Annotated in this window: 11 protein-coding genes; all 11 read right to left on the bottom strand. The window is 51.3% G+C overall.

Annotated elements, in window-relative coordinates:
- Nucleotides 1–151 precede the first annotated feature (151 nt).
- The 11 genes from B9T62_RS31840 to B9T62_RS31890 all read right to left on the bottom strand — a co-directional run bounded on the left by B9T62_RS31840 (nucleotide 152) and on the right by B9T62_RS31890 (nucleotide 12,403).
- Complete coding sequence (locus B9T62_RS31840) at nucleotides 152–1,708, bottom strand: M23 family metallopeptidase (protein WP_087918934.1); 1,557 nt, start codon at nucleotides 1,706–1,708, stop codon at nucleotides 152–154.
- A 309-nt stretch (nucleotides 1,709–2,017) separates the two neighbouring features.
- The gene (locus B9T62_RS31845) at nucleotides 2,018–2,662 is read right to left on the bottom strand and encodes a hypothetical protein (protein WP_087918935.1); all 645 of its coding nucleotides are present in this window, start codon (nucleotides 2,660–2,662) and stop codon (nucleotides 2,018–2,020) included.
- Nucleotides 2,663–2,782: 120 nt separating this feature from the next.
- A complete protein-coding gene (locus B9T62_RS31850) occupies nucleotides 2,783–4,069 on the bottom strand; it encodes an adenylosuccinate synthase (RefSeq protein WP_087918936.1) in 1,287 nt (428 codons plus the stop codon).
- Nucleotides 4,070–4,280: 211 nt separating this feature from the next.
- Nucleotides 4,281–5,642 carry a replicative DNA helicase gene (gene dnaB / locus B9T62_RS31855; protein WP_087918937.1) on the bottom strand — a complete coding sequence of 454 codons (1,362 nt, stop codon included), beginning with the start codon at nucleotides 5,640–5,642 and terminating at the stop codon, nucleotides 4,281–4,283.
- A gap of 1 nt (nucleotide 5,643) precedes the next feature.
- Nucleotides 5,644–6,090: a 50S ribosomal protein L9 gene (gene rplI, locus B9T62_RS31860; protein WP_087918938.1), complete on the bottom strand. Its 447-nt coding sequence runs from the start codon at nucleotides 6,088–6,090 to the stop codon at nucleotides 5,644–5,646.
- Nucleotides 6,087–8,090 (bottom strand): DHH family phosphoesterase, encoded by a 2,004-nt coding sequence (locus B9T62_RS31865; protein ID WP_087918939.1) that lies wholly within the window; start codon nucleotides 8,088–8,090, stop codon nucleotides 6,087–6,089. Before B9T62_RS31865 ends, rplI begins: the two co-directional genes overlap by 4 nt.
- An 11-nt stretch (nucleotides 8,091–8,101) precedes the next feature.
- Nucleotides 8,102–9,019, bottom strand: a complete 918-nt coding sequence (locus tag B9T62_RS31870; protein WP_087918940.1) for a DUF2232 domain-containing protein — start codon at nucleotides 9,017–9,019, stop codon at nucleotides 8,102–8,104.
- A gap of 6 nt (nucleotides 9,020–9,025) precedes the next feature.
- On the bottom strand, nucleotides 9,026–9,337 hold the full coding sequence (locus B9T62_RS31875) for a MazG-like family protein (RefSeq protein ID WP_087918941.1): 312 nt from the start codon (nucleotides 9,335–9,337) through the stop codon (nucleotides 9,026–9,028).
- Between the two features lie 142 nt (nucleotides 9,338–9,479).
- Nucleotides 9,480–9,905: a CBS domain-containing protein gene (locus B9T62_RS31880; protein WP_087918942.1), complete on the bottom strand. Its 426-nt coding sequence runs from the start codon at nucleotides 9,903–9,905 to the stop codon at nucleotides 9,480–9,482.
- Nucleotides 9,906–10,101: 196 nt separating this feature from the next.
- A complete protein-coding gene (locus B9T62_RS31885) occupies nucleotides 10,102–11,130 on the bottom strand; it encodes an LCP family protein (RefSeq protein WP_087918943.1) in 1,029 nt (342 codons plus the stop codon).
- A 298-nt stretch (nucleotides 11,131–11,428) separates the two neighbouring features.
- On the bottom strand, nucleotides 11,429–12,403 hold the full coding sequence (locus tag B9T62_RS31890) for a D-alanyl-D-alanine carboxypeptidase family protein (RefSeq protein WP_087918944.1): 975 nt from the start codon (nucleotides 12,401–12,403) through the stop codon (nucleotides 11,429–11,431).
- Nucleotides 12,404–12,436 lie beyond the last annotated feature (33 nt).

Below are 12,436 nucleotides of genomic sequence, written 5' to 3' on the forward strand. Positions count from 1 at the left end.
CCAAGTAGAAACGGCTACGCCGTCCTTAAAAGGACGGTACCCGTTTCAGCGAGAAATAGAAGGATAATTTATTGCGCGAAGCATATAAATTCTTATATTTAAACAGAAAACCGCCCGAACAAGTCCGGGCGGCCGAGAGGGTAAGCAGATGCTATTTCAGAATCTTCATTGGATTGATAGCTGTGCCATTCTTGCGGATTTCAAAGTGCAGATGTGTGCCGGTGGAGCGGCCTGTATTCCCCATCACACCTATCTTGGCTCCTTGCTCCAGGCGCTGGCCTGAAGTAACCGCAATACTGCTTAGATGTCCGTAATAGGTCTCATATCCATTGCGGTGATCGATAATGACCACATTGCCGTATCCGCTTTTGACTCCGGCGAAGCTGACCGTTCCGGCGTCCGCTGCTTTGATCGTGCGGTCGCTGGATACCATATCCAGGCCCTTATGGGCACGGCCCCAGCGCTCTCCGAAGCTGCTCGTAATTCTCGCCGCGCTTACTGGCCAGGCGATGCTGCCTGTCCCTTCGCCAACCACCTTAGTGCCTCGGTACACCACTTCAGGCAGTGAGGCCTTCAGCACGGTCTGGCCAAGCCACTCTTCCTGCACGACCTGTCCGTTCTCCTTGGTCAGGCGGTATTGCATGCTCTTAAGACCGGGCTGCCCCGGACGGACAACCTTACGTTTGCCTGCCGGCAATTGATCGCTCTCACGCACGATAATCTCCGGCTCGGTCACCACCTGCTCGCTGACCTGCTCCACGCTGACTACCGTAACATCAGGCTGCGGTACTGTTAACTGCAGCTGATCGCCAATCTGCAGGCTCAGCTCCTTCGCCTCAGGATTATTGCGTTTGATCTCGGCCTGCGAGAGCTCAAACTGCGTTGCGATGCCCGATAAGGTGTCGCCTTCCTGCACGGAATAGAGCAGCGGAGCCTCCTTGCCTTCGGTAAGCACCGTTACAGCTTCTTCCACATTCAACACTTTGTTGGGATCTGCCTTGACTGGAACCACTGCGATCTGCTCGCGGATCTGTACCGACTTGATCTGCTCAGCTCCTGCTGCCGCTACTGCCATGGCCGAGCCAGATGCCGCCGTTCGTTTCAGTATACTGCTGTCCTTAGAGGCCTCAGTCTGCGGTATGTAATGCGCTTTCACCCCTTGCAGTACGGCATTTGCCGTTTCCTGATCCTTTACGATGCCTATCGCTTTGCCGTCAACAGTCAATTGTACGCCAACTGCATAAGCCTTCAGCATACCGTCCAGCTTGTCCAGCGTGGATTCGCTATTGATCTCCGGCTTGTAGGCACGCTGCTTCTCGGTAGAGATGCCTTCCGTCTGCAGCACCATCACCGAATCCGGATACTTGCGCTGGTACTCCTGCTGTTTGGCATCAAACAGCTGTTTCAGCTGAGCCTCCTGCTCCAGGGTTCCGATCTCCTGGCCTTGAACCATTACGCGGTAATATGATACCGTATTTGCTCCGACATATTTCTTCTGCGCACCAACCACCACAGCACCCAGCAGGATAACCCCTGCGGCTGCGGCAATCCAGGAGCGGCGGAATCGCCGCGAGCCGGTAAGCTGCAAGAACCCCCGGGATTCACCGGAAGATTCCTCATGCCGCTGATGCTCTGTACCGGATTCTGTGGCAGCCTGCTCACTGCCCTCCAGTTTCCCCACCCGGTTCATGATCTTGAATTTTCTCATGAAACTCTCCCTTTCAATCTACTCATCACCCGTTAAGAGCTGCCAAGCTTATTGTAAGTGCACTGATCTATCGTTCTGCCGCCTAGAATATTCTGTCTGCATTAGTATGAATTTATATATAATATGGCGCTCTAAAAGGTTACAAAAAATTAACCCATTACGATCCTTGTTTACTGTAACATAGCTAGGAGAAAAATTTCAACTTTCTAAAAACGACAAAACCCGCCTCTTTCGCGGGTTTATTACATAAATATGGATTTTCAACAGCTATTTTGTGTCTGAAAATCAACTAATTTTTCCAGACAATGCCTATGGCTCACTGCTGGTTGTAAGCATTTTCATTAGAGCATCATACTCGTCTGGCTCTACGTATTTGGCAATTACCTGCTGCAGCTCTTTCACCTCATTCTCCGTCAATCCGTCTTCCATTGCTGTGGAAATCTTTAACATCTCATCCTGGGGTAATTTGGACATTAATATGTTGAAAATATTAACCTTTTCCACAGAAGGCAGCTGGTCCTTCCAATCACCCAAAGCCTCCGGTGTCATCACCAGCTGCTGATCCGCAGGATCCCCGTCTTGTTCTGCGGCTTCATCCCCGCCGGTTGAAATCTCACCCATTACGGGCAGAGAATTCTCCGGGACCGTTTCTTCTACAGGTTCATCTGTGCTGCCGGATGGTTGGTTGGAATTAGTGCCGGTCCCAGGTTTTGGGCTGCCAGACTCAGCCTTATTGCTGCTCTTGTCACTGCCTACGGTATTGCGGGCTCCCGCCCCGGTCAGGGTGCGAATCATCCCGCTGAAGCCTGGCGCCGGCGTGTCCAGCTGTATATCAAAGCTTGCCAGCACAGACTGGATATAGGCGTTCACGACTACACCGGTGGTCAGAATCGATAACGTGCTTGCCAGCACTACAATCAGACATACGCCAAGCGCACGCTTGAATAGATTCATAGTTGTTCTCTCCCTCCATCCTCCCAGTATTGACCAGAATTCACTGCTGGAAACCTGGGCATGGCTGGATGGACATAGCAAAAAGAGCCTCATGGAGGCTCCCCGATAAATCATTCTTATTTAGATATAGATAGGCATAACCTGGTTCGTCTGCTCACGATTGCGTCCCACCGAGAAGATGGCAATGGGAATGCCGGTCAGCTCGGATACACGCTCTACATATCTGCGGGTATTCTCCGGCAGATCAGCCAGTGTCTTGGCTCCTGTGATATCCTCACTCCAGCCTGGAAGCTCCTCATAGACCGCTTCACATTCACCCAGCATCTTGAGACTGGCAGGGTAATGGGTGATCACCTCACCGCGGAACTTGTAGCCGGTACAGATCTTGACGGTTTCTAGTCCGCTGAGCACATCCAGCGAGTTCAGCGACAGTCCAGTCAAACCGCTAACGCGGCGAGCATGGCGCACTACCACGCTGTCGAACCAGCCTACACGGCGGGCGCGGCCGGTAACCGTGCCATATTCATGGCCAGTTTCGCGGATGTAGTCTCCGGTGGCATCATTGAGCTCGGTAGGGAACGGTCCATCGCCGACACGGGTCGTATAAGCCTTGGCAACTCCGATAACCTGCTTGATCTTGGAAGGGCCAACGCCCGAGCCGATGCAGACGCCGCCTGCCGATGGATTGGATGAAGTCACGTAAGGATACGTGCCTTGGTCAATGTCCAGCATGACTCCTTGCGCACCCTCGAACAGTACTCTTTTCTCCTCATCAATCGCATCATTCAGCACGACTGAAGTATCGGTGACATAATGGCGCAGCACTTCGGCATACTCCAGATATTGCGTCAGAATCTGCTCCACATCCAGCGCTTCCGCGCCATAGACCTGAGTAATAACCTGATTCTTCTCACCCATCAGATGGCGCAGGCGCAGCTCGAATTCCTCGGCATCCATCAGATCGGCAATCCGGATACCGTTGCGTGCAGCCTTATCCATATAACAAGGACCAATCCCTTTACGGGTAGTGCCGATCTTGTTCGGTCCCTTGCGGTCTTCCTCCAGCGCGTCCAGCAGCATATGATAAGGCATAATGACATGGGCACGGTCGCTGATAATCAGGTTCTTCGTATCGAAACCATTCTCATGAATATAGTTAATTTCTTGAATCAGTGCTTCGGGATTAATAACCATTCCGTTACCAATGACACAAGTCTTCTCTTTATAAAATACACCGGACGGGATTAAGCTGAGCTTAAATTTCTTGCCATCAATCAGAATCGTGTGACCGGCATTGTTGCCTCCTTGATAACGGGCGACCACATCCGCGCTCTCCGCCAAAAAGTCAGTGATTTTACCTTTGCCTTCGTCTCCCCATTGTGTTCCCACGACGACTACCGTTGACATGTTCATTCCTCCGCAGGTGCTTGAGCGCACCATTATTTTCTATAATATGGGCCCTGTACGTGATCCTTATGTACGCAGCCCTCCGGATGCCCACGCGGTTTAACCCGCTAAAGCACAATACCCAGTGTAACAGCCGCTATTTTCAAAGTCAAATAAAAACGAACGATTACACCCTTGAAAGTGCAATCGTTCGGAAATTGTCGCATTTAGCTTATCCGGCAAAAGGTTCTGCATGTGCTCGCTCGTAGTTGACGAACTTGTTGAAGTTTTTGAGAAACACAAGCTCCACCGTTCCCACCGGGCCGTTACGTTGTTTGGCGATGATAATCTCGATAATATTCTTCTTCTCCGTGTCCTGATTGTAATAATCATCACGGTACAGGAACGCTACGATATCGGCATCCTGCTCAATCGAACCGGATTCGCGAAGGTCACTCATCATCGGACGCTTGTCCTGACGCTGCTCCACACCCCGGCTAAGCTGCGACAGCGCAATGACCGGAACATCAAGCTCACGGGCAATCTGCTTCAGGGTACGGGAGATTTCCGACACTTCCTGCTGACGGTTCTCTCCACCTTTGCCCCGGCCTTGAATCAGCTGCAAATAGTCGATGACGATCATGCCGAGGCCTTTTTCCTTCTTCAGTCTGCGGCATTTCGCACGAATATCCGTTACAGTGATCCCGGGAGTGTCATCAATATATATCTCGGCTTCGGATAGGGACTGAATCCCCATCGTCAGCTTGGACCAGTCATCGTCACTTTTGAAATCGCCGGTCCGCATCGTATTGGCATCCAGATTGGCTTCCGCGCAGATCATACGTTGTACAAGCTGCGGCGCGGACATTTCCAGACTGAAAATAGCTACCGTCTCTTTGGCGCGAACCGCTACATTCTGGGCTATATTCAGGGCAAATGCCGTCTTCCCCACTGATGGGCGTGCCGCCACGATGATCAGATCGTTGCGCTGAAAGCCATTGGTCATGTGGTCCAAATCCGCGAATCCTGATGGAATTCCCGAAGTGCCGCCTTTATTCTGATGCAGCAGCTCCACCCGGTCGAACACCTGCATTAACACATCGCGGATGGCGATGAAGCCGCTGCCGCTGCGCCGGTTGGAGATCTCGAGAATCCGCCGCTCAGCGTCGCTCAGCATGTCGGCAACATCTTCGCCGCCGGTATACCCTTCGCTTACAATCTGCGTAGCCGTGCGGATCAACCGCCGCAGCATCGCCTTCTCTTCAATAATCTGTGCGTAATATTCCACGTTAGCCGCAGTCGGCACCGCATGTGCCAGCTTGGCCAAATAGCTGACACCGCCGATATCCTCAAGCTGTCCCTTGTCCTGCAGTCTGGACGTCAGTGTAACCAGATCGATCGGCTGGCTCTCTTCTCCGAGCTGCACCATCGCCTCAAATATCATTTGATGCGGTTTATCGTAGAAGTCTTCGGTATTCACCCGTTCCATCGCTGTGATCAGCGCTTCATCCTGCAGCAGAACCGCTCCGATTACCGCCTGCTCTGCCTCCAGATTCTGCGGGGGAACCCGATCGAAAAAGAGATCTCCACCCATGCTACTCCTCCGTTACCTGAACCTTAAGCGCAGCCTTTACTTCCGTATGCAGTTTAACGTTCACTTCAATTAGTCCCAGGTGGCGAATCGGGTCGCTTAGCTCAATCTTGCGCTTGTCGATCACGATACTGTGAGTCGCAGCCAGTGTTTCAGCAATCTGCTTGCTTGTAATGGCACCGAACAGTCTGCCGCCTTCTCCGGCTTTGGCTTTCAGTGTTAAAGTCAGCTCATCCAGCTTCTTGCCCAGCTCCTGCGCTTCCTTCTTCTCATTATCCTTGCGGCGCTGCTCAGCAGCCGTCTGATTCTCCAGAGTCTTCACGTTGCCGTCTGTTGCCGGACGGACCAAACCGCGCGGCAGCAGGAAATTAGCTGCGTAGCCCTCCGATACTTCCTTGACCTGGCCTTTTTTGCCTTGTCCCTTAACATCCTGTAAGAAAATGACCTTCATTCGAACAGCCCCTCTTTCGATTCAATTTCAGCCAGCACCTGCAGCAGTCTGGCCTCTGCTTCTTTACATGTGCCTTCCAGCTGTACAGCGGCGTTGGAGAGATGTCCTCCCCCGCCCAGCTTCTCCATAACCACCTGCACGTTCATTCTTCCCAGAGAACGTGCGCTGATGCCAATCAGTCCGTCAGGACGCTCGCTGACCACGAAGGAAGCAATCACATTCGTCATCCCGAGCAGCGTATCGGCGGTCTGTGCGATCAGCAGCTGGGGAATCTTCATCCCCGGTGCCGTTACAACCAGTGCTATATGATCATACACCATCCGCGCGTGTTTGATAATTTCCGCCTTCGAAATATACTCCTGCAGATCCTCTTTCAGCATCCGCTGAATCAGAATCGTATCCGCGCCGATCCGGCGCAGGAAGCCTGCCGCCTCGAAGGTGCGTGATCCCGTATGCAGTGCAAAATGCTTCGTATCCACCGTAATCCCCGCCAGGAGCATCGTGGCTTCAAGCGGACTCAGCTTGATCTTGTCATGAATGTACTGCAAGAGCTCCGTCACCAGCTCACAGGTGGAGGAGGCATACGGCTCCAGGTAGACCAGTACCGCATCATTGATGAACTCCTCACCCCGGCGGTGATGGTCAACGACCACGATCCGGCTGGCATACTGCACCAGACGCGGTTCCATGGTCATCGAGGCCTTATGGGTATCGACTACAATCAGCAGCGTATGTTCAGACATTATCTGCAGCGATTGCTCCGTGGTAATAAATGACTTATACAGCTCTTCATCCTTGCGGATCTGCTCCATCATCCGTGTAATGGATGGATTTGGCGTCTCCATTACGATATAGGCTTCCACATTGTACATTTTGGCCGCCTTCAGCAGCCCGATGGCTGCACCGACCGCATCAATGTCCGGTATGCGGTGCCCCATAATCAGCACCCGGTCGCTCTCCTGCATCAGGTCGCGCAGCGCATGGGCAATGACGCGGGCACGCACGCGTGTGCGCTTCTCTGCGGCGTTGCTCTTGCCGCCATAGAAGGATAGCCGCTGGCCCGCTTTGACTGCGGCCTGGTCTCCGCCCCGGCCCAGCGCCATATCCAGACTGGATTGCGCCAGCGCCCCCAGCTCACTTGCCGAGTCGGCTCCGAAGGCCAGGCCAATGCTTAGTGTCATCGGCACCTTCAGATCAGCGGTCATTTCCCGCACTTCATCGAGAATCACGAACCGACTCTCCTCCAGCGCCTGCAAGCTGCGGTGATTCAGCAGCATCAGATAACGTTCGGAGGATAAGCGTCGCAGATAGACCTCATATTGCTTGCTCCATTCCGTAATCTCACTGGCCACCTTAGCAATCAGCGAGGTACGTTGCTGATCATCCATGCCTTGGGCCGATTCATCGAGATTATCCATCATCACGATTCCAATCGCCAGCTTCTCATCCTCGTAGCGCTCGCGCAGCACCACAAGCTCAGTAATATCATATAAGTAAAGCAGGCGTTCCCCCGGAATAATGACAGCCTGATAATACCTGTCATCCACAGTAATTTCGACCCGGGTATCCTTTAGTTGGCCTTCTTTGAGTACCTCCCGTTTGGAACCGCTGCCGTTAACCGAAGCCATCATATCAGGCAGCAAATCCTGAATGGTCTCGCCTACCAGTGTTTTGCGGGAGAAGATGTCTCCAGCGCAGCGGTTGTTCCATTCCACAGTCCGGTCTTCACTGTAGAGGATAATGCCAAGCGGCAGCATGCTGACCGCTTCCCCCTCCACCCGCTTGATCCGGAAGGACAGGCCATTGATATATTCCACCAGGTTGCGCCGGAACGCAATCTCCGTCTTCAGCATGGTGAAGGATAGGGTGCCTGCCAGAAACAGACTGGCAACACCAAGTACCCAGTTATAAATACTGACTACTATAATAAGAACCAGCAGCAGCATGAACGCCCAGACGGTATGATAGCCGTGCCAGCGTCTTTGCAAGAATTTAGGCATGAGCTCTCACCCTATCGTTTCGATTTCGTCACAAGCTCCCGCAGCGGGAATACCAGATCAATAATACCGATAATGCGCAGCGATGGCAGCAGAATTACCGGTACAGCCAGCAGGAAGGCAACACTCTTGTTCCATTTGCGTTCATGAGCCAAGAAGAAGAAAAACCCGATCGCCTGGATCATAAATCCAATACGCAGCAGCGGCAGCAGGTTGGCGGAGATCACCAGCAAGAAATTGCCCTCCGGCTTGGAGAACAACAGCTGAAGAAGCACACCGGCCAGGTAATACCAGATAACCGATCTCGGAAGTCTCCATTCACGAGCTGGCTTGAGCTTAGGAACTGCATAATCCATGCTGTTCAGAATCGGACGGACAATCGAATGCGTGATCACAGCGATCATAAAAGAGGTAACAATCATCGTCATTGGAATCATCTGTACCGTCAGTACACTGATCTGTCGCACCTGCTCCGAGGAGAAGCCCATATCAGTGAAGATTTGGCTGGTGGTACCGAATTCGGACAGCGGCGAATTCACCATCTGAAGCACATCATTCACATAGTTGGAGAGATCGAAATTAAACAATGCCGTGCCCAGCAGCAGGAGCAGTAGAAATTCACCAAGAATGGTTACGGTTCCGGCAAGCAGCGTAGAAAGGGCTGAGGCCCGTTTTTTGTAGAAGCGGCCCATTACCAGCCCAGGGATCAGGAAATACGCGGCTATCAAAATATAGACCGGCGTAATCAAGCCCACTATCAGCAGGACCGGCAAGATATGCAGTATGAACTGCCTGGTGTTCAGCGTAGTAAACAGCACTACTGCCGGAATAATCATAAATAGGGTAGTAATGATAAGCAGCGGGGTTGATAAAGATAGCAGCAAGAGCAGATACACGATGCTCCAGGCCACAGATGTCCAGCGAAATTTCAACAGTATTCACCTCTTACGCATATGTTCTTCTAGTGCAGATATATCCTGGTACCATTCTTCCAGCTGGTGGCCTTCCTGCTTATGCTTCCTAAGCTTCTCCAGAAGTAAGTCATCCAGTTCCCGGTAAGGAATGCCCAACCTGCGCCCCAGAATATAAGAGCTCATGATCAGACTGGCAAGACTGTCGCCCACCCGGGCTGTACTGCCTTCCCATAATGCCTTGAACAACCTTGAGACTTGATCAATTACTTCGGTTTTGAGCCACTCAATAACCTTCGCTCGTTTGGCTACATCCAAATCCTTCGGTACCTTGGACACGTCGCTCTACCTCCGGCAAAAAGCTTTATTCTCCATTATAGCATAAAAATTTCGGTCTCACACAAACGCCCCGGCCCCCAATAAGCTTTTGAAAAAGCCTGTACTTCCGTTTCGCCGGAGATACAGGCCTTCATTTCACCGCTTATAACGTTTCCTGTGATTGCCGTGATACAAATTTCTCACAATATTCGATCACTTGGCTGCGGCGTACAATACCGATAAACCGGTTCATATCATCGACCACGGGGACAAAGTTCTGAACCTTGGCTAAATTAATCAGGTCTTCCATGTCCGCATCAATCGAAACGGGCAGGTTGTTCATGCGCAGCGGGACATCCTTTAGAAGATATTTGGAAGCATTCTCAAAAGTGACCTTACCGTCAGAGTCCTTCATGTACCAGAGCAAATCGCCTTCGGTTACCGTGCCGGCATATTCTCCATTTCGGTTCAGAATCGGCACAGCTGTATAGCGGTGGTACTCCATCCGTTCCAAAGTCTGGCGCAGCGTAGAATCCAGCGTTACGCAGGCCACCTCCTGCTTGGGCAGCAGAAAAAATGCAATATTCATCTCTTGATCCTCCTCAAAGAGTTCCGAAGGAATTACGGTTCTTACTCTTCCCGTTTCATAGGGACACCTGTAGTTATACGCAACAGAAAGCGAACCGTTCCAGAACATTATAACACGAAGACAGGAAGCAGCAGCCATTAACATTCTCATGGCTGCTGCACAGGATTCATTCTATTCCGTTATCTCAGGGGCAGGGTTACTCTGCAGCAGCTGTAGCCTTAGGCTCCAGCGCATTCTCCGCTTTGCCCGGCTCGATCAGCTGGTCTACAGGTGTTCTTGAGTTCATCCAGTTATCGATCATCAGCTTGGCTTCGCTTAGATCCTCTTCATCAACCAGATCATAGTAGAGGCCATCAATACGCTTGCCTTCGCCCATTACTGTGAAGCTGGAAATGTCCATATCCTTGCCACTCATGAATTTCTTGGCCAGATCAATAATCATTGAAGGCTGGATATCCGTTTTGAAGTTTTCGCCCATAATATCAAGCAGATCGGGAATGTTGCTAATCTGACTGATAGACAGCATTTTGTTGGCCACCACATCGATGAAGACCTGCTGGCGTTTGGTGCGGTTGAAGTCGCTGTCCTCACGGTAACGGGTATAATTCAAGGCTTCCTGCCCGTTATAGTTGGACTTGCCGCCTTCAATTGTGAATTTCTCATGATCCTTCTGCTTGTTCACAATTGTCTTCTTGATCGGTAATGGAACGCCGCCGATAGCGTCTACAGCGTCCTTAAGACCCTGGAAGTTAATGGTGGCATAATATTGAATGTCATGCTCCAGCAGCGCCTCCAGCGTATCCTTGGCCATCTGCTGGCCGCCAAAAGCGAAAGCGTGCGTAATCTTATCCTTCTTGTCATCCTTATAGCCGATAATTTCAGTGTAGGTATCTCGCGGAATCGAGATCAGCAGAATTTTGTAATCCTCCGGACGGACAACCGCATACATCATCGTATCGGAGCGGGCGACCTCATTGTCGCGCTGGTCCGTACCCAGAAGCATCAGAGAGAATGGATCATTTTTCTTAACGACTGGTTCAGGCTTAATCGTGTTGTCTTCCTTCACCAGCGGGACATAAGACTCCTGCTCCAGCTTCTTCTCAATCTGATCGGATAGAAACAGGTCAAAAGCCAGCACCTTCAGCGGGTTGCGAAACAGAAATCCACCGACTGCAATCAGAGCAATAACAATAAGCGCAATATATCGTTTCTTGATTTTTTTCATCTTTGATTCCTTCTTTATTGTGGAATGTACATATTAGAAAATGCTTTATATGGTTAATGCTTGCCCGTTCGCTAATAGGCAGTCATGTCTTTACTTCTCTTAAGCTGCAAGTGGTCTGTGATATCCAAGTACCTTAGTGTACCCCCTTCCTGCATCTTGGATCATTATATCTGTAGAATAAACCCGGAAATCTGCTTTGACACAAATAAAACAACATTTCTATTGTAATCACTATGGGGATAAAAAGAAACAACAAATAACGACATAAACAGAGATAAAGCACCATAACCGGTTATTATTACCGATATGATGCTTCGTCAGAGACCATAAATGAGCTGAGGGCTTGCACAATCGATTTCACCCGTTCTCCGGAGCGCAGACCCCGGTTAAACCCGTAATCAAACAGCTTCGCCGTCGCTTCGAACCGGTTTTTGTAGGAATCCGCACCCAGTACTACAGCTATAAGCCGTCTGCCGTCCCGTTCGGCCGTGCCCACGATATTATACCCTGTAAGACTGTCGTACCCCGTCTTCAGCCCGTCTGCTCCATCATAGGCATAAGCGCCTCCCATGGCTGGCAGCATCAGGTTGGTGTTGCTGACATAGAGACCTTTGCCTTTCAGATGCATCTGCGTCCGGCTGGAGGTCTGCAGCACCTCGGGATATTCAGTAATCAGAACTGCGGCCAATTTCGCCATATCCCTCGCAGTCATCCTTGTCTCTGCGGCCGGCTCTGCCGACTCTTCGTCAAGGCCAAGCCCCAGATCCTTGGCAGACAGACCGGTAGCGTTCATAAATACCGTGTCAGAGGACAAGCCGAGGTTATATGCCTTCTCATTCATGAGCTGGACAAAGGCCTGCTCGGTACCCGCCATGTATTCTGCCAAGGCTACCGCCGCATCATTGGCAGAATACACAGAGATCCCTTCGAAGAGTTCTCTCACGCTGCAGCTATCCCCCGGCTTCAAGGACAACGTAATTCCGCCCATGCCACTGGCATATTTACTTACCGGTATCTGTTCGTTCCAGCTTAGTTCGCCTGAAGATATCTGCTCAAGCACAAGTAGCTCTATCATCAGCTTGGACACACTGGCTGGGGGCATAGGCTTATCCGCATGATTCTCCATCCATATTTCGCCGCTCTCCATGTCCAGCAGAACTGCCGCACCCGCAGTAATCTGCGGCCTAAGTCCAAGCAGTCCCGGGTTCATGAACGCAAGTAAGGCAACGACTATCAGGGCCGCCGAAGCCCATATTATAATTCTTCTGTTCATCGTTGTCGTCCTCCATACTATATATGACGAACG

The sequence above is a fragment of the Paenibacillus donghaensis genome (genome assembly GCF_002192415.1).
In the GTDB taxonomy this organism is placed as follows: Bacteria; Bacillota; Bacilli; order Paenibacillales; family Paenibacillaceae; genus Paenibacillus_AQ; species Paenibacillus_AQ donghaensis.

Coding starts and splice junctions, on each gene's coding strand:
- B9T62_RS31840 (WP_087918934.1), bottom strand. CDS start 1,708: ATGAGAAAATTCAAGATCATGAACCGGGTGGGGAAACTGGAGGGCAGT.
- B9T62_RS31845 (WP_087918935.1), bottom strand. CDS start 2,662: ATGAATCTATTCAAGCGTGCGCTTGGCGTATGTCTGATTGTAGTGCTG.
- B9T62_RS31850 (WP_087918936.1), bottom strand. CDS start 4,069: ATGTCAACGGTAGTCGTCGTGGGAACACAATGGGGAGACGAAGGCAAA.
- dnaB (WP_087918937.1), bottom strand. CDS start 5,642: ATGGGTGGAGATCTCTTTTTCGATCGGGTTCCCCCGCAGAATCTGGAG.
- rplI (WP_087918938.1), bottom strand. CDS start 6,090: ATGAAGGTCATTTTCTTACAGGATGTTAAGGGACAAGGCAAAAAAGGC.
- B9T62_RS31865 (WP_087918939.1), bottom strand. CDS start 8,090: ATGCCTAAATTCTTGCAAAGACGCTGGCACGGCTATCATACCGTCTGG.
- B9T62_RS31880 (WP_087918942.1), bottom strand. CDS start 9,905: ATGAATATTGCATTTTTTCTGCTGCCCAAGCAGGAGGTGGCCTGCGTA.
- B9T62_RS31885 (WP_087918943.1), bottom strand. CDS start 11,130: ATGAAAAAAATCAAGAAACGATATATTGCGCTTATTGTTATTGCTCTG.
- B9T62_RS31890 (WP_087918944.1), bottom strand. CDS start 12,403: ATGAACAGAAGAATTATAATATGGGCTTCGGCGGCCCTGATAGTCGTT.